General features: G+C 74.2%; 14 protein-coding genes. 12 read left to right on the top strand and 2 right to left on the bottom strand.

What is annotated here, in order from left to right; genetic code table 11:
* Nucleotides 1-251: 251 nt before the first annotated feature.
* Together ACH4F2_RS18495 and ACH4F2_RS18490 are read right to left on the bottom strand one after the other, a co-directional pair.
* Nucleotides 252-920, bottom strand: a complete 669-nt coding sequence (locus tag ACH4F2_RS18495) for a DUF4157 domain-containing protein (RefSeq protein WP_398133762.1) — start codon at nt 918-920, stop codon at nt 252-254.
* A 104-nt stretch (nt 921-1,024) separates the two neighbouring features.
* Nucleotides 1,025-2,782, bottom strand: coding sequence for a hypothetical protein (locus ACH4F2_RS18490; RefSeq protein WP_398133761.1), 1,758 nt, complete (start codon nt 2,780-2,782; stop codon nt 1,025-1,027).
* A gap of 500 nt (nt 2,783-3,282) precedes the next feature.
* On the opposite strand from ACH4F2_RS18490, the gene ACH4F2_RS18485 reads away from it, so the two are divergent.
* The 12 genes from ACH4F2_RS18485 (at nt 3,283) to ACH4F2_RS18430 (ending at nt 17,714) form a co-directional block, all read left to right on the top strand.
* Nucleotides 3,283-4,890, top strand: a complete 1,608-nt coding sequence (locus ACH4F2_RS18485; RefSeq protein ID WP_398133760.1) for a phage tail sheath subtilisin-like domain-containing protein — start codon at nt 3,283-3,285, stop codon at nt 4,888-4,890.
* 76 nt (nt 4,891-4,966) lie between these two features.
* Nucleotides 4,967-5,410, top strand: a complete 444-nt coding sequence (locus tag ACH4F2_RS18480; protein ID WP_398133759.1) for a phage tail protein — start codon at nt 4,967-4,969, stop codon at nt 5,408-5,410.
* Complete coding sequence (locus ACH4F2_RS18475) at nt 5,410-5,931, top strand: hypothetical protein (RefSeq protein WP_398133758.1); 522 nt, start codon at nt 5,410-5,412, stop codon at nt 5,929-5,931. Before ACH4F2_RS18480 ends, ACH4F2_RS18475 begins: the two co-directional genes overlap by 1 nt.
* A complete protein-coding gene (locus tag ACH4F2_RS18470) occupies nt 5,928-6,086 on the top strand; it encodes a DUF6760 family protein (RefSeq protein ID WP_007450918.1) in 159 nt (52 codons plus the stop codon). The genes ACH4F2_RS18475 and ACH4F2_RS18470 overlap by 4 nt, the downstream gene beginning before the upstream one ends.
* A 3-nt stretch (nt 6,087-6,089) precedes the next feature.
* Entirely contained in the window at nt 6,090-9,929 is a 3,840-nt protein-coding gene (locus ACH4F2_RS18465; protein WP_398133757.1) for a hypothetical protein, read from the top strand.
* A 98-nt stretch (nt 9,930-10,027) separates the two neighbouring features.
* Nucleotides 10,028-10,450 carry a phage tail protein gene (locus ACH4F2_RS18460; RefSeq protein ID WP_398133756.1) on the top strand — a complete coding sequence of 141 codons (423 nt, stop codon included), beginning with the start codon at nt 10,028-10,030 and terminating at the stop codon, nt 10,448-10,450.
* Nucleotides 10,451-10,478: 28 nt separating this feature from the next.
* Nucleotides 10,479-11,201: a LysM peptidoglycan-binding domain-containing protein gene (locus tag ACH4F2_RS18455; protein ID WP_398133755.1), complete on the top strand. Its 723-nt coding sequence runs from the start codon at nt 10,479-10,481 to the stop codon at nt 11,199-11,201.
* Nucleotides 11,201-13,120, top strand: coding sequence for a VgrG-related protein (locus tag ACH4F2_RS18450; protein WP_398133754.1), 1,920 nt, complete (start codon nt 11,201-11,203; stop codon nt 13,118-13,120). The genes ACH4F2_RS18455 and ACH4F2_RS18450 overlap by 1 nt, the downstream gene beginning before the upstream one ends.
* Nucleotides 13,121-13,277: 157 nt before the next feature.
* Nucleotides 13,278-13,730: a GPW/gp25 family protein gene (locus tag ACH4F2_RS18445; protein WP_398133753.1), complete on the top strand. Its 453-nt coding sequence runs from the start codon at nt 13,278-13,280 to the stop codon at nt 13,728-13,730.
* On the top strand, nt 13,730-15,691 hold the full coding sequence (locus ACH4F2_RS18440; protein ID WP_398133752.1) for a putative baseplate assembly protein: 1,962 nt from the start codon (nt 13,730-13,732) through the stop codon (nt 15,689-15,691). The genes ACH4F2_RS18445 and ACH4F2_RS18440 overlap by 1 nt, the downstream gene beginning before the upstream one ends.
* Before the next feature lie 59 nt (nt 15,692-15,750).
* Nucleotides 15,751-16,260 carry a phage tail protein gene (locus tag ACH4F2_RS18435; protein WP_398133917.1) on the top strand — a complete coding sequence of 170 codons (510 nt, stop codon included), beginning with the start codon at nt 15,751-15,753 and terminating at the stop codon, nt 16,258-16,260.
* A complete protein-coding gene (locus ACH4F2_RS18430) occupies nt 16,257-17,714 on the top strand; it encodes an NADase-type glycan-binding domain-containing protein (RefSeq protein WP_398133751.1) in 1,458 nt (485 codons plus the stop codon). Before ACH4F2_RS18435 ends, ACH4F2_RS18430 begins: the two co-directional genes overlap by 4 nt.
* Nucleotides 17,715-17,718: the final 4 nt, after the last annotated feature.

Below are 17,718 nucleotides of genomic sequence, written 5' to 3'. Positions count from 1 at the left end.
GTCTGCGGCTCCACCACCGTCCAGGGCGCCACATCCCCCACCGGCTCGAACCGGTACTCATCGACGACATCACCGGTATTACGCACCCTCAGGCGCACGGAGGTGCTGCTGCCGGGGTCGACGGTGGCGGACGCGGGCTCCAGGGAGGTCCATAGGGTCACGCGGAGACGCTACGTGTGTTCTGTCGCGTGGTCAGGAGCCGTGCGGGCAAACCCTGTTGCCCGGCACGCCCGCTCGTGCGGCGGTCGGGGCTACTCCACGTCGTCCGCGTGGTCCGTGGCCGCTCGCTGGGCGACGACGGACGGTGCGGTCTGCGCCCCCGCCGCGAAGGCCGCGCCGTCGGCCGCCGCCGTCCGCTCGGAATCCTGGCCCGGGTCGGTCACGGTGACTCCGGCGCCGTTGTTGTTGCCGGTCTCGCGGTTGCCCCGGAGGTTCTTGTCGACGTGGCCCAGCTCGTGGCCGATGAGGTCCTTCCGGCCGGCCGCCTGCGGCCCGAGGAAGACGTGGGTACCGACCGTCATGGCCTGCGCGCCCAGGGCCACGGTCGCGCGCTGGGCCGTCGGGTTGTCGTGGATGCGGGCGGGCGAGAGGTCGTTCTGGTAGAACGCCCCCGCCTCGGAGAGCAGCGATCCGGAGAGCGGACGGCTCGGAGTGGCCAGGGCCGCGTCCAGGAGCCGGCGCTGGCCCGCCGGGCTGCTGTCCTCGACGCCGCCGTGCCCGCAGCCGGCGCCGTGCACGTGCTCGTCCTGGTCGACGAGGCGGGAGACGACCCGGTTGCCGACGGAGCGCTGGAGTGCCAGGGCCGTCGCGGGGGTCATCGGTCCGCCTCTCGCGCCGAGGGGCGCGGTCACCGCCCGGCGCGGGGCCGGACCGGTCCTCGCGGCCTTCTCGCCGGCGGCTTCCTCGTACGCGCGCACCATGCTCCCCTCCACACCTGACGGTTGGCCACCCAGCCTTACCGGTGTGCCCCGTTCCCCGGCAGGTCCGCGGGGGCAGCAAGAGGGGCAGCGACGGCGGTGGTGACTCAGGCGGAGGAGAGCTGGTTGGTGATCTCCTTCTCCCAGGCGCCCTGCAGCTCGGGCTTGTTGAGCGACTCCTCCCACTCCTTCTGCGGCAGCTTGTGCTGGACCGGGCCGGCCTTGAGGACCACGAGCAGCGCACGTGCCGGTGTACGGATCTCGGCGGGCACGTTTCTGCCCACGGGGACGTCCGGTCCGGCCGCGAGCGCGTACAGCTTCTGCGCCATGTGGTGGCGCTGGCCCTGCTTGACGGATTTCGTCACCTTGAAGAACTCCTTCAACGCGTCGCGCCGTCCGACGCCTTCGGCCGAGGACGCCCCGGGCATCTCCGTCTCACCCTGGGCCAGCGTGGGCCGGGCCCACCTGTCGGGGTGCCGCGCCTCCTCGTACCGGTTGCTGCCCGCCCTGGACCCCTTGTAGACGGCGTTGCCGAGCAGGAGGGCCGCTGCCACGCCGGCCACGGCGGGCGCGGCCGGGCCGCTGACCGCTCCGGCGGCGCCCGCGATCGCCAGGCTGCCACCGGCGGTACGCACCGAGTTCCCTCCCAGGTTGGCGACGCGCTTGCCCAGTTTGGTGTGCTGCTTGTGCCGGGCGTACCGGCCCACTTCGGCGAGGTGGGCGTGCAGTTGCCCGGTGAAGCCGTTGACCTGCCGGACGTACTTCCTGAGGTCCTCGTCCCTCTTCACCGCGAAGTCGAGCAGGTGGCGCGGCGGCTGGGCCTTCACCCGGTCCAGCGCCTCCTGCGCCTGCCCCAGCCGGTCGAGTACGTCCTGGAGCCGCGCCGTGGTGTCCGGTGCCCCGCCGGGGGCCGCCTCGACGGTGCTCCTGAGTTCGCGGTCCTTGTTGTAGGTCTTCCAGATGGCGGCGGCATCACGGGTGGCGATCAGCGCGGAGAAGAACACGGTGGCGCCGCCGGTCATCTCCGCGAGAGCGGTCACCCCGCTCAGCTGGCCGGCGTTCCTCGCCGCGGCGTTCCCCACACTGCCGACGTCCCCGACGACCATGGCGGCGTTCTGCGCCGCGCCGAGGGGCTTGCCGTTCAGGTCCTTCCTCGGCTTGTGGGACTCCGGGCCCGTGCCCTTGCGGTCCTTGAACGCGGCGGCCAGCGCACGCAGGTCGTTGAAGAGTCCCAGGGAGTCGGTCGCGAGGTTGATTCCGGCACCGACCTGCCCCTGGACCGCGCTGGCCTCCACCTGGCCGGTGTTCCCCGTGGCCAGGCCCTGCGACCGGACGCCCCCCTCCACCGGGGCGTTGATGCGGGTGGCCATCGTGTCGGGCACGTCGAGGACCTTCTTGGACTTGTCGGCCTTGGAGGTACCGAGGATCTGTCTGAGCTTCTCGTTGGCCTCCTTCAGCTTGTCCCGGGCGGCGAACAGGCCCTGTGCCCCACTTCGCTGCCGGCCCTCCGCCGCGCCCACCGCTTCCGGCTGCCGGCTCTGCTCCGCCGCGCCCACCGCTTCCGGCTGCCGGCTCTGCTCCGCCGCGCCCACCGCTTCCGGCTGCCGGCTCTGCTCCGCCGCGGCCTCCCCTGCCTGCGGCCGGCGCTTCTCCGCCGCGTCGGCCGCCCGGTCCGCCCGTTGACGCCGCTCCGCCATCGCCTCGTCCGCCTGCGGCCGCTGTTCCTCCGCCGGAGCCGCTCCTTGCGACTGCCGGCGCTTCTCGGCCGCCGCGGCCGCCAGGTCCGCCCGCCGCCGCCGCTCCGCCGTCGCGGCGTCCTCCTCCAGGGCCGGGGCGGCGGACGCGCGCTGTATCACCGCGGCCACGGCTCTGTTCCCCGCCGTGGCCTGCAAGGAGGCCAGGGCGGACTGCGGCCTTTGAGGGAGGCGCCGAGCCGGATCGGCAGCGCGCCGAGCCTGATTCCCGTGCGGGCGGTCCAACATCGGTAGCTCCTCCTGTGGGGTCGGTCCGGTCCGCGGCCCTCATCGGGCGGCCGGCACCCCTGCCCGTCTCCCCGCCCGCATCGGCGCCGTCCCCGACCGGGCTCCGACCTGACGCCGCACCCCGTTGCGGCCGGACGGATCCGCGATCCGGACGTGGCCAGGAGATGGCCAGGAGATGGCATCCTGGCGAACTGACAGCCAACACTGGCTGTTGAACCAGAAACCGCAGCCGTCCACCAGAGAAGGACGAGGAGTCTGCCCCAACGGGCACGACCCGGGGCAGCGGGAATGCCCCCACTCCGGCACCCGGGGACGTTTCGATGACGGCAACGCGCGCGTGAGGCTGAGGGGCGTCCTGTCTCGTACCCCGAGGAGAGCAGAGCATGCCGTCCTACCTGTCGCCCGGCGTCTACGTCGAGGAGGTGGCCAGCGGCTCGCGCCCGATCGAGGGAGTGGGCACGTCGGTGGCAGCCTTCGTCGGGCTCGCGCCCACCGGCCCGCTGAACGAGCCCACGCTGGTGACCAACTGGACGCAGTACGTCGCGGCCTTCGGTGACTTCACCGGCGGGTACTACCTCGCGCACTCCGTCTACGGGTTCTTCAACAACGGCGGGTCCGCCGCCTACGTCGTCCGGGTCGGCGGCTCGGCCGAGGACGCGGCCGGCGACTCCCTGGACGCGGGCTCCGCTCCCGCCGCCGTGTCGGGCGCCGCCGCACCGGCCGCGCTGCCCGCCGCCGAGCCCAGGCAGCTCGGCACGTTCGCCGTGACGGCCACCGCCGCCGGCCAGAGCGGCCCACTGTCCGTCGAGGTCGCCGACCCCGAGGGCGAGGGCCCCGCCGAGCGCTTCAAGCTGATCGTCAAGGACGGCGACAAGCCGGTCGAGACGTTCGACGTGAGCGCCAAGAAGGGCAACCGCTCCTACGTCGTCACGCAGGTCAAGGAGCGTTCCAAGCTCATCACCGTGACGGAGGCCGCGCCGTCCGCGCAGCTGGCCCGCCCGGAGAACCAGACCCTGACGCTGCCCGCGCCGCCGGCCGCGGCCCCCGCCGTACCGGCCGGGCAGGACCGCAGCGCCGGGCACCCCGGACCGGCCCAGTACCTCGGTGACTCCGCGGACCGCACCGGCTTCGGCGGCCTGGAGGCCATCGACGAGATCTCCATGGTCGCGGTTCCCGACCTGATGGCCGCCTACCAGCGCGGCGCGATCGACATGGAGGCCGTCAAGGCCGTCCAGCTCGGTCTCATCGCCCACTGCGAGCTGATGGGCGACCGCGTCGCCATCATCGACCCGCCGCCCAGCCAGAACGCCCGTCAGATCCGCGTCTGGCGCCAGGAGACGGCCGGTTACGACTCCAAGTACGCGGCCATGTACTACCCCTGGATCAAGTCCTTCGACCCGGCCAGCGGCCAGTCCCGGCTGGTCCCGCCGAGCGGTCACATCGCCGGCATCTGGGCCCGCAACGACTCCGAGCGCGGCGTGCACAAGGCCCCCGCCAACGAGGTCGTCCGCGGCGCCGTCGACCTCGAACTCCAGATCACCCGCGGCGAGCAGGACCTGCTCAACCCGATCGGCGTGAACTGCATCCGCTCCTTCCCCGGCCGCGGCATCCGCGTCTGGGGCGCCCGCACCCTCTCCTCCGACCCGGCCTGGCGCTACCTGAACATCCGCCGGTACTTCAACTACCTGGAGGAGTCGATCCTGCTCGGCACCCAGTGGGTGGTGTTCGAGCCGAACGACCACAACCTCTGGGCGCGTATCCGGCGCAACGTCTCCGCGTTCCTGGTCAACGAGTGGCGCAGCGGTGCCCTGTTCGGCTCCCGGCCCGAGGAGGCGTACTACGTCAAGTGCGACGAGGAGACCAACCCGCCGGAGTCGGTGGACGTCGGCCGCGTGGTCTGCGAGATCGGTATCTCCCCGGTCAAGCCCGCCGAGTTCGTGATCTTCCGGCTGGCCCAGTTCTCCAGCGGCAGCGGGGAGCTGGAGGAGTAGGCCGTCCGCCTGCGTCGTGGCCCCGGTACGTCACCTCGTACGCCATCGTCAAGAAGCATAGAAGGACAGAGAACACGTGAATCCCGCCCAGGGTGACTCCCTTACTTCACATAATTTCGGCCTCCAGATCGACGGTGTGATGGTCGAGTACCTCTCCGAGGTCAACGGCATCTCCATCGAGCAGGACGTCATCAAGACCTACCAGAACACGCCGCAGGGCAGCCTGGAGGTCGCCCTTCTGCCGGGTACGACGAAGGACGGCCAGTGCACCGTCGTGCGCGGCATGACCCAGTCCCCGGCGTTCACGTCGTGGATCAACGACTCGATCGCCGGTCAGATGAGCACGGCGCGTAAGAACGCCTCCATCATCATGATGGATTACCAGAGCAACCCGGTGAAGCGTTACAACATGCGCAACGCCTGGTGCAGCAAGATCGACGCCAGTGCGCTGAAGGCCGGCGAGGCCTCGCAGCTCACCGAGACCGTGACCATCGTCTTCGAAGAGCTGGTCATCGAGTAATGCGTCGTTCGGCTGCCGGGGCGTCAGCCCCGGCCCCCCAGAACGCGGCGGCGGGAGCGGACTTCCCCCGTTCGGCTCCCGCCGCCGCTCCGGCGGAGACACCGGCCGGTCCTCCGGCCGGCCCGCCCGTCGACGTGGCCCCGCGGCAGCAGTTGCGGACCGAGTTCCCCTTCGAGCTGCCGCGCGGGTACGTCGACGACTCGGGCACGGTCCACCGGGACGGTGTGATGCGCCTGTCGACGGCACGGGACGAGCTGATCCCGCTGCGCGACGTGCGGGTGCAGGAGAACCCGGCGTACCTGTCGGTGGTGCTGCTCGGCCGGGTCATCACCCGGCTGGGCACGCTGGCGATGGTGCACGACGGGATCGTGGAGAACATGTTCGCCTCCGACCTGGCGTTCCTCCAGGACTTCTACCGCCAGATCAACGCGGAGGGCCACACCCGCGCGGCCGTGCAGTGCCCGCACTGCACGGAGCCTTTCGAGGTGGAACTCGGCGGGAGCCGCCTGGGGGAATCGTGACGTACGCGACCGACCGGCTGCACGAGGAGATCGCGTACGTCGCCTACCACTTCCACTGGAGCCTGGAGGCGATCCTGGACCTGGAACACCAGGACCGCCGCCGGTACACGGACCAGATCGCGTCGCTCGTGACGCGTGGCACGGCGGAGGGCTGATCGGTGGGATTCCTGGACCGGCTGCGGGGACGCCGTGACGGCATCGGCGAAGGGCAGGGCACGCCCCCTGCCGAGGCCGCGGGCCCGGACGGGGCCGGGAGTACGGCACGTACGCCCGACCCCGCGTCGCCCGTGGCCGTCGCCGCCTGGACGGGCCTGCCGCCGATCCAGCGGGCGACGGGCGCGTCACCCGCGGGCGTCGCCGACGCCGGGTTCGGCGGGCGGCTGCCCACGTGGCAGAACCCGTCGTTCACGGGGACCCCGTCCCCCGGGGTGCTGAACCCGGCGGCGGGCGACAGCATGCTGTCGGGCGCCCTGGGCACGCCGGCCCGCCCGGCGGGTCCCGAACGTCCCGCGCAGCCGCTGCCGTCGGTGTCCCCGCCCGGCGCGCCCGCGGTACAGCGGATGCCGGTCGCACCGCTGCGGGCGATATCCGGGACGACCTCGTCGCCCACGCCCGCGCCCACGGCTTCCGCACCGGGTACGCGGACGGGCCCGGCCACCGCACCCGCACCGGCGACCGCCGTCGCGGCGACGCCGGTGCAGCGGTCGCACTCCGCCGGGCCGGCGTCGTCGGTGGCTTCGGCGTCATCGGCGGCTTCGGCGGGCGCACCGGCGCCCAGGGCGCCCCGCGGCGTCCGCGTGACGCCGGTACCGCCCGCCCCGCCCCGTCCCCGGAACCCTCTGACCAAGGCCCCGTCCGGGCCGTCGGCCGTGCAGCGCCGGGCCCTGCCCGCGACCCGCCGGACGTCGGACGCCGGGCCCTCCCCCTCGGCAGCGTCGTCGTCGGACGGCGACCGCGGGGACCCCGGCTCGGCACACCCCCGGGGCACCTCCCCGAGCCGCCCGTCCGGCGACGGGACAGCCGCGCCGACGGCAACCGACGCCCCGGCGGCGCCCTCATCGGGCCGCGACGCCTCGGCCGGCCTTCCGGTACAGCGAGCGGTGCACGGCCCCGGTGCCGCACCCGCCGCCGGTGCCCGGGGCGGCTCCCCCGCACCGGCCGCTTCCGGCGACGGCGCTTCGACCGGTACGCCGGCCCAGCGAGCGGTGCCGCGACCCGGCACCCGGACCTCACCCACCCCGGGCGACACCCCGGCACCCAGCACACCCGTACAACGCGCCGTACCGCGGACCGGCAAGCCGACGGCTCCCGCGGCAGGCAGCGACGCGACCCCCGCTGCTCCGGCCCAGCGTGCCGTACCGCGGTCGGGCACGACGCCGACCACCCGCACCGGTCCCTCCCACGGGGCCGCTCCCACCGGCGAGCGCCGGGCCACCCCGCCGGAGGCCACGGCACCCGGCGCCCCCGTGCAGCGGGCGGCGCCGCGACACCCCGGCCCGGATACCGCCACCCGCGCCAACCCCGCGCCCGCCGCCACCCGCGCCAACCCCGGGCCCACCGCCTCCCGGTCCGGCAACCGGGCGGCGTCCGCACCCGGGAACGACACGACGACCGGCACGCCCGTGCAACGCGCCGTGCCGCAGCCCGGCCCCGCACAGGGCGGCGCGGCGGGCGACCTTCCGGTACAGCGGACGGCGTCCCAGCCCTCCACCGGCGCCACCTCCGCACCCGCACCCGCACCCGCCCCCGCGCCCAAGGCCGGTCCCACCACCGGCCGGACGGCCACCCCGGCCACCCCGGCCACCCCGGCCGACAGCGGCACGACCGGCCTCCCGGTGCATCGGGCGGCGTCCCGGACCGACGGCGGCACCCCGCGCACCGGCAGCGCGGCGACACCCTCAGCGTCACCGTCATCCTCGTCAAAAGCCACCCCGGTCGGCGACAGCGCGGCCGGCGCACCCGTCCAACGGTCCGTGCCCCCGCGCGACCAGCCCGCCGCCCCCGCCGTGCGAGCGGCGTCCGCGCCCGACGGCGGCGCGTCGACCGGCGCCCCGGTGCAGCGGGCGGCCGCCCGCACCGACCGCGCCACCGCGGCCCCCGGCACACGCGACGACAGCCGCGGCGACGCCCCCCGGACCGGTACGGCACCCGGAACCCCGCCGGTACAACGCGCCGTGGCAGGGACCACACCCGCGCGGGGATCCGGCAGCGGCGGCGGCGAAGGACGGCCCACCGCGTCCCGGCCGGCCGGCACCGACCTGCCGTCAGGCGGCCACACGGGGCAGGGACATCACCCGGGCGCCCGCGGAACCACTCCGTCCGGCGGCACCATCGGGACGGCCGGAGTACAGAGGTCCGCGACGCCTCCCGCGTCGGCGAACCGTCCCACCGCGGCCACCGGCCGTCCCGTCGCCCCGACCGGCACGCAGCCCTCGGACCGAAGCGGCACACAGCCCTCGGACCGAAGCGGCACACAGCCCTCGGACCGAAGCGGCACGCAGCCCTCGGACCGAAGCGGCGCGCAGCCGCCGGTCCAGCGGCAGGCGGCAGCCCCCGGCCTGCCGAAGTCACCGCAGCCCGCGCCGGCCCGCCCCGCCCCCAACGCTCCCGACCCGGGGATACCCGGCACGGCACCGCGGTCACCCGGCGGCCCCGTCGGCCCCGCCGCCGTCACCTCTCGCACGGCGCCGCCCCCGGTGCAGCGCGCCACGGACCGGCCGGCGCCAGCGCCGAACACACCCGACGCCGGGCCGACGCCCGCCGCTCACCGCGACACCCAGGTCGCCCCCGCCCCGTCCGCCCCGCCAGTCCTGCCCGTCACTTCCGCACCGCCCCTCGTCCAACGGTCCCTCCCGGGGCCCACCGAGTCGGCCGGACCGGTCGGACCGGCCGCCGTACCCCTCACCGAGAAGGCGGCCACCCCCGCCCCGGCACGCCCGGTGCAGCGCAGCGCCACGGCGCCCCGACCCGGCCTCGGCGCCCCCACCTCCAGGCCGGTCACCGCCGTACGCCCGGACACGGGCCCTCCGGCCACCCCGCAGGCATCCCCCGCCCCCGCCCCGGCACCGGCCGCCCCGGCCCCTCGCCGTTCCCCGCTCGGCGCTCCCCTCCCCAAGGCACCGGCCGGCACCGCGCCGCTGACAGCCCGCTCCCCGGCCCCGGCCTCCAACGCCCCCCGCACCGAGGGACGCACGCCCCCGCCGGTCCAGAGGGCCACCGCCGCGACCGCCCCCTCGGCGCCGCCCCCCGTGCCCACACCGCTCTCCCCCGCCACGGCCTCGACACCCCCGGCGTTCCCCGGAGCGGCCGCTGTCGCGCCGCCCCTCGCGCCGCCCTCCCCCACCCCCGCTGGCCCCACCCCCGCGCCCCCCGCACTCCCCGCACCCCCGGTGCAGCGCGCCCACGCCACCCAGCCCACGTCCGCCAGGGCCGCCGTACCCCTGCGCCGGCCCACGCCTCCCGGCGCCACCGCCACCCGGACCGCGCTCCCCGTGGCTCCCCTCACTCCGCCCCGGCCGGCGACGCCCGTCCCACTCCCCGCCGCCGGCGCACCGGCGGCGGCGCCCGCGCAGGCCGCGTCGGAGCTCCCCGTACAGCGCGTGTTCGGCCGCGGCCGCACCACCGGCGCCCTCGCCGCGGCGGCGGCGTCCACCGTGGCCGCGAGCCTCGGCCGCTTCCGGCACTCGGCGTCCTCGCAGCACACGCCGCCCGCCGACCCGCCGTCCGGCCCCCCGGCCGACCCGCCGCCCGCGTACAGCGCGTCCCCGCCCGGCGGCCCGCCCCCGCACACGGCCGTCGCCGCCTCCTCGGGCGCGGCACCGGCCGACCCGCCGCCCGCGTACACGGCGGTCCCGGACGGCGGGTTCGACCCGCGCGAACTGACCGACTTCCAGCTCGACGAGCTGGTGCACCGGATCATCGGCCGCGTCACCCGCCTCGTCCGCACCGAACTGCGGATGGACCGCGAACGGATCGGCAGACTCCGCGATCCCCGCTGACCGGTCCCCTCCCGACCGGCGACCCCCCGACCGGCCCCCGCCGCCGACGCCGACGCCAGCCGAGCCGCCACGGCACCCGACAGAAAGGCCCACCCCCGATGCCCCGCCAGGATCCGGGCTCCACGATCTGGTTCACCCTCACCATCGACGGCGAGAGCCTCGGCTACTGGAACGGGTGCGACGGCCTGTCGACCCAGGTGGAGATCGAGCAGCGCCAGGAGGGCGGCAACAACGGGTTCGTGTGGCAGCTGCCCACCCGGGTCTCCTTCTCCAACATCCGGCTGACCCGCCCCCTCACCCCGGAGACGGCGAAGGTCGCCAAGTGGATCTCCTCCATCCAGACCGGGATCAACCGGCCCACCGCGCAGATCTCGGCGTTGCGCGCGGACGGGTCGCTGGTCGCCCGCTGGGGGCTGATCGACGTACTGCCCGTCAGCTGGCAAGGGCCCAGCCTCGACCCCAACAGCCCGGCCGTGGCCACGGAGGTCCTGGAGATCGCCCACCACGGGTTCACGGACTGACGGCGCCACAGAGCAGAGAGGAAGACCCATGGCCAAAGGCAGCAAGGGCGCCGGCAAGAGCCTCGTACGCGCCAACCTCGCGATCCACGAGCCCCCCACCGGCACGACCACCACACCCGGTGCGCTGAAAGGGAGGTTCGCCTTCGAGTTCAACCCGGCCCAGCTGGCCCTCACCCAGCGGACCCAGTGGAAGGCGACGCCGACGGCGGCCGTGCGCAAGGCGGCGAAGCCGCAGTTCATGGGCGCCGAGCCGCGGGAGATGACCCTGGAGATCTTCCTGGACTCGTCCATGAAGCCCACCGGCAACACGGTGCTGAAGAAGGTCGAGTCCCTGCTGGCCTGCTGCGAGGTGACCACCCAGAGCCTTGGCAACAAGCAGCCGTCGCCGCCCTGGGTGGTCTTCGAATGGGGGTCGTTCTCCACGGCCCGGTTCACCGCCTACGTGGCGTCCGTCGAGGCGTCGTACACGCTCTTCAGCACCACCGGCGTCCCCATCCGCGCCACCTGCCAGGTGCATCTGGTCGAGATCCCCGGCCCGACCCGCGGGCAGAACCCGACCTCCGGCGCGCTCACCGCGCAGCGCGTGCACCGGGTCGTCGCCGGCGACTCGCTCCAGTCGCTGGCCTGGCGCGAGTACGGCAGCGCCAACTCCTGGCGGGCGATCGCCGAGGCCAACGGCATCGACGACCCCTCCCGCCTGACGACCGGCACCGAACTCATCCTGCCGGCCGCCGAGGAGGTGCCTCACTGATGGTGCGTCCCGCGTTCTCCAGCATCGTCGAGGTGCGGATCGGCTCCGCGAAGCTGCCCGACGACATCGCACCGATGCTCGTCGAGGGCTGGGTCGACCAGGGCGTCGGCGTGCCCGCGGCCTTCCGGCTCACCTTCCGCGACCCCTACCACCTGGTCCTCGACAAGCTGGCGGTGAAGTTCGGCACCAGGGTGGTCATCACGCCGGTCGCCGACGGCCAGGGCGTCGGCAAGCCGCTGCTGACCGGCGAGGTCACCGCTATGGAGGCCGACTACGACGGCGCCGGCAGCTTCACCGTGATCCGCGGCTACGACTTCGGGCACCGCATGATGCGCCAGCGCCGCGTGGCCGCGTACCGCAACCAGAAGGCCTCCGACATCGCCCGCAAACTCGCCGCGATGGACGGCGTGTCCATCGGCAGGATCCAGCCGACGAAGGGCATGTACGGGTTCATCAGCCAGTCCAACGTCACCGACTGGGACTTCCTCTCACGGCTCGCCGACGAGAACAACGTCGTGATGTACGTGGACGCCAAGGGGAAGTTCCGGTTCGTCACGGCGAACCCGTCCTCCGGCGCGCCCTCCCCGAACACCAAGGGTGACCAGAGCGCCTTCGTGCTCCAGGCCGGCCACGACATCCTGCGGCTGCGCGCCGCGGTCACCGCCGCCGACCAGGTCGGCAAGGTCGAGTCGCGCGGCTGGAACGTCACCACCAAGAAGAAGATCACCGAGATAGCGCCCGCCACGACCGACCCGGGCATCACCATCGGCTCCACGCCCGGGGAGGCCGCCGGCAAGTTCAAGGCCGCCAAGCTCGTCGAGACCGCCAACCCCTACGACAAGCAGGACGAGGTCCGGCACGCCGCGAAGGCCCTCGCCGCCGACGTCACGTCCTCCTTCGCCGAGCTGGAGGTCGCCGTCTACGGCAGCCCCGACCTGCGGCCCGGCGTGCCGGTCGCGCTCAGCGACGTCGGCAAGCCCTTCGAGGGCAAGTACACCGTCACCTCGGTACGCCACCACTTCGGCGACGGCAAGGCCTACGAGTCCTGGATCAACGTCAGCGGACGCCAGTGGCGTTCCCTGTACGGCCTGGCCTCGGGCGGCAGCGGCGGCGCCGACCCCGCGAGCGCCGCCCGGCTGCCCAGCGTCGCCAACGCCATCGTCACCGACGTGCAGGACCCCCTCAAGCAGGGCAGGGTCAAGCTGCAGTTCCCGTGGCTGGACGACACCTACGTCAGCGACTGGGCGCGCAGCGTGCAGATGGGCGGCACGGGCGGCGGCGGCGTCTTCCCCATGGACGTCGGCGACGAGGTGCTGGTCGCCTTCGACCGGGGCGCCCTCGACCACCCGTTCGTGATCGGCGGGCTCTACAACGGCCGGGACCTGCCGACCAAGGTGAACGACGTGCCCCTGCACGACGGCCTGAAGAAGCAGGCCACCCGGCACACCCTGTCCGACCGTCAGGGCAACCGCGTCGACCTGCTCAGCCAGCGGACCGGCGGGCGCAAGCAGGGCGTGAGGATCGCCAGCGGCAACGACAAGCTGACCATCAACCTCGACCGCACCAAGACCGAGATCACCGTCGACAGCAAGGGATCCGTCAGCATCACCGGCAGCCGCTCGGTGTCGGTGGAGGCGGGCACGGACCTCACCCTGGAAGGACGCCGGTCGGTGACGGTGAAGAGCGGCGGGCCGCTCCTCCTCCAGGGGCGGGGCCTGGTCAACCTCAAGTCGATGGCCGGCACGGTCAACGTGAGTGCGACGGGGGCCCTGCTGATGTCGGCGGCCGGCGCCGCCTCGATCACCGCCACCGGGATGGTGACGGTCACCTCCGTGGCCAACGTGAACATCAAGGCCATCAAGGTCGACCTCATGGGTGCCGTCTTCGTCAACACCATCAAGTACCCCCTCCCGGCATGACCGGCATGACCGGCACGACAGGCACGACCGGCACAACCCGCACGACAGGCACGACCCGCACGACCCGCACGACCCGCACGACCCGCACGACCCGACAACCGCACCGGCGCGCCGGGTCCGCGGCAAGCACAGGAAGAAGAAGGCAGGTGGCTCCCTGATGGCCGAACAGTTCGTCGGCTCCGGCTGGGCGTTCCCCATGCGCATCGGGCCCACCGGCGGGATCGCCCTCGTCAGCGGCGAGCAGGAGGTGGAGGAGGCCATGCGGCTCATCCTCGCCACCGCCCCCGGCGAGCGGCCGATGCGGCCCGAGTTCGGCTGCGCCATCCACGACCTGGTCTTCGCCCCGGTCAACGAGCAGACCGCCGGCCGCATCCAGCACGAGGTGCACGTCAGCCTGGACCGCTGGGAACCGCGCATCGAGGTCCACGACGTCGAGGTCTCCACCGGCGAGGGCCAGAACGTCCTCTACATCGACGTCCGCTACTCGATCCGCGGCACCAACAACCCGCGCAGCCTCGTCTTCCCGTTCTACGTCATTCCGTCCCACGACGAGCCGGACCTCCCCGGCGCTCCCGCCGGCCTCCCGGGCTCTCCCGAAAGCGACCGCTGATGCCCCTGCCCTCCCCCAACCTCGACGACCGGCGTTTCCAGCAGTTCGTCGACGACGCCAAGCGTTACATCCAGCAGCGCGCCCCGGAGTGGACCGACCACAACGTCTCCGACCCCGGCGTCACGCTCGTCGAGACGCTCGCCCACATGGCCGACCAGATCGTCTACCGCCTCAACCGCGTGCCGGAGAAGAACCACCTCGCCTTCCTCGACCTGGTCGGCATCACCCTCTTCCCGCCCTCCGCCGCCCGCACGGACGTCACCTTCTGGCTGTCCGCGCCGCAGGAGGACACGATCCTGGTGCCGGTCGGCACCGAGGTCGCCACGCTGCGCACCGAACGCGACGAGGCCGTCGTGTTCGCCACCGAGCGCGACCTGAACGTCGTCCCGTGCACGCTCGGTCACCTGGTGGTGCAGTACCGCGGCGAGGCCGTCACCGACCGCACCACGGACCTCGCCGAGGGCAAGGACGTCATGTGCTTCGCCGAGGCGCCCGGCCCCGGCGACTGCATGCTCATCGGCCTCACCGCCGCCACTCCGCACTGCGCGCTCGCCCTCGAACTCGACAGCCGCGTCGACGGCGTCGGCGTCGACCCCCGCCAGCCGCCGCTGGTCTGGGAGGCCTGGACCGAGGACGGCTGGCAGCCCTGCGAGGTCGACCGCGACGGCACCGGCGGCCTCAACCGCCCCGGCGACATCGTGCTGCACGTCCCCGGCGGCCACGTCCTGTCCCGCAACGGCGGCCACGAGGCCGGCTGGATCCGCTGCCGCGTCACCGAACCGCTGCCCGGCCAGCCCTTCTACACCACCTCGCCGACCATCCGCTCCGCCGAGGCCTACACCATCGGCGGCACCACCGGCACCGTCCACGCCGAGACCGTGTACGACGAGGCCCTCGGCGAGTCCACCGGCCTGCCCGGCCAGCGCCTGAGGCTTCAGCACGCCCCCGTCGTCGCCGACGACCCGCCCGTCCTCCTCCAGACCGCCGCCGACGACGACGGCTGGCAGGACTGGCAGGTCGTCCCGCACTTCGCGGCCTCCCACCCCGACGACCACCACGTCACCCTCGACGCCGCCATCGGCGAGATCGCCTTCGGCCCCGCCGTCCGCGAGGCCGACGGCACGCTGCGCCAGTACGGCGCCGTCGCCCCCAAGGGCGCCGTCATCCGCGCCCGCCGCTACCGCACCGGCGGGGGCAGGGCCGGCAACGTGGCCCGCGGCGCCGTACAGGTGCTGCGCACCTCCATCCCGTACGTCTCCGAGGTCGTCAACCGCGAGGCCGCCCGCGGCGGCGTGGACGGCGAGACCGTCGAGGAGGCGAAGCTCCGGGCGCCGATCACGCTGCGCGCCCAGGAACGCGCCGTCACCCTGCGCGACTACGAGGAACTCGCCCGCCGCGCCGCCCCCGAGACCGCCCGCATCACCTGTCTGGAGGGCGAGGAGAACGAATACGGCGCCCACGCCGTCCGCGTCCTCGTCGTCCCCCAGGCCGTCCCCGACCCCGGCGGCCGGCTTCGCTTCGAACAGCTCGTCCCCGGCGACGCCCTCCTGAGCCGCATCACCCGCCACCTCGACGAACGCCGCCTCATCGGCACCCGCCTCGCCGTCGGCCCGCCCTACTACCAGGGCGTCACCGTCGTCGCCACCGTCCACGCCTTCCGCGGCGTCGACGCCGACCGCGTACGCCGCCAGACCCACGACGCCCTCTACCGCCACCTCGACCCGCTCACCGGCGGCGCCGACGGCAAGGGCTGGCCCTTCGGACGCCCCGTGCAGACCGGCGAGGTCTTCGCCGTGCTCCAGCGCGTGCCCGGCGTCGAACTCGTCGACGAGGTCGTCCTGCACCCCGCCGACCCCCTCACCGGCAAGCGCGGCGACCCCACCGACCGCATCGACCTGCAGCCGCCCTCGCTGGTCTTCTCCTTCGACCACCGCGTCCGAGTGATCGGGGACGGCGCGTGACGGCCACGACGTACCGGGGTTCCGTCGACGGACTCGGCTCCTCGCTGCCCATCGGCAGCATGCTCCCGGCCGTCTTCGCCGACGACGACCTGGCCCAGCGGTTCGTCGGCGGACTCGACGACGTCATCGCCCCCATCCTGAACGTCCTGGACTGCTTGGACACCTACTTCGACCCCGCCCTCACCCCGGCCGACTTCGCCCAGTGGCTCGGCACCTGGGTCGGCGCCGAGACCGACGGCACCGAACCCGAGGACCGGCTGCGCGCCGCCGTCGCCGCAGCCGCCCGGCTGCACCGCGTACGCGGCACCCGGCAGGGCCTGTCCGAGGCCGTACTGCTCGCGTTCGGCGTCGAACCCGACATCACCGAGAGCGGCGGCGCCGAATGGAACGCCCGCCCCCTCGGCCCGTTCCCCGGCAGGCCCCGCCCCCGTCTGCACGTCGCCCTCCGGCTGCCCGACCCGACCCCGGCCGACACCCATCGCCTGGACGCCCTCGTCGCCGCCGCCCGCCCCGCTCACATGCCCTACACGGTCGAAGTGACCGCCTCCGAAAGGACCCCGGAGAGATGACCACGCAGAACTGCGCCGAATGCGGAACCCGCGCGGAACCGGGCCAGTCCTTCTGTGACGCGTGCGGCGCCGTACTCCGCTGGGACCAGCCCGGCGCCCGCACCACGCAGCCCGCGGCCTCCTCGGCCGACCAGAACCCCGGCTGGGACGCCTTCTCCCGCCCCGGCCCCGGCGGCACGGGGGTGCCGCCCGCCCGGCACGACCGCCCGGCGCCCGCCACCGGCGGACCGGACGACGACGACACCGCGGAGACACCCCGGGTACCCAACCCGCGCCACCCGGCGGACGCGACCGGACCCGACGGGCCGGCCGGGACCGACGCGGGGCGCCGCGGCGGGGACAGGGCGTGGGACGCCGCCGGTGCCGCAGGAGCCGCCGGTGCCGCAGGAGCCGCCGCCGGGGCCCGGGGCACCACCGGACCGACGGGGTCCACCGGAACGGGCGGCGCCCCCGCCCCCGCATCCGCCCCTCCCCGCACCCCGGGCGTCGACGAGACCGCCCCCACCACCCCCATGGCGTCCGCCCCGCCCCCGAACGCCCTCACCGACACGATGTCCGACCGCGCCCGTTCCCTCCTCGTCCCCGTCGCCGAACCGGAGGCCCAGGGCCCGACCCCGCCCCCCACGGTCGCCCCGGTCCTGCCCGGCCGCCCCGACGCCGACCGGCCGCAGGTCCGCGCCCCGGGCCACCAGCCGGACATCGCCAACGGACCGCCGTGCCCCTGGTGTTCCACCCCCAACCGCCCGGACCGCCACTACTGCGTGCGCTGCGCGATGCCCCTGACCGGCACCGGCGAAGCCTCCACCGCGCCCGCCCCCTGGTGGCGCCGCCTCTTCGGCGGCCGGCGCAGCGAGACCCCCTGGGCGGGCGACCGCCCCCGCCTGCGCCGCGTCTTCGACCGCATCGGCACCTGGATCACCGTCCTCGTCGTGATCACCCTGGCGGTCCTCGGCTTCGTCTACATCCCCGACGGCGTCCAGGCCACCCGCGACCACTTCGCCAAGCGCGCCCCGGTCTCCCCGGACCGGATCACGGCCTCGCGGTCCTTCACCGGCCACAAGCCGGAACTCCTCATCGACAAGCTCAGCAACACCTGGTGGGGCCCGGGCATCTCGGAGTCCGGCCAGGGCCAGTGGATCGAGGTCAGCTTCACCGAGCCGACCCGCCTGCTGGACCTGATCATCACCCCGGGCACCTCCACCAAGCCCGACAAGCTCAACGCGTCCGCGTTGCCGCACCGGGTCAAGGCGACGATCACGACGAAGGACGGCAAGACCACGACCCGCGACATCACCCTGGACCAGGGCCCCGGCGGCCAGCGGCGCCCCTTCCGCGTCGGTGAGGTCACCAAGGTCCGCTTCACCATCGAGTCGGCCCACGCGGCCTCCGCCAACAAGCAGGTGGCCATCGCGGAGATCGAGTTCTTCGGCCGGTCCAGCGCGAACCGCACCTGACCGC

Origin of the sequence: Streptomyces sp. NPDC017890, from assembly GCF_044328675.1 — a bacterium.
Taxonomy (GTDB): Bacteria; Actinomycetota; Actinomycetes; order Streptomycetales; family Streptomycetaceae; genus Streptomyces.
This window is presented reverse-complemented; position numbering and strand designations above follow the sequence as displayed.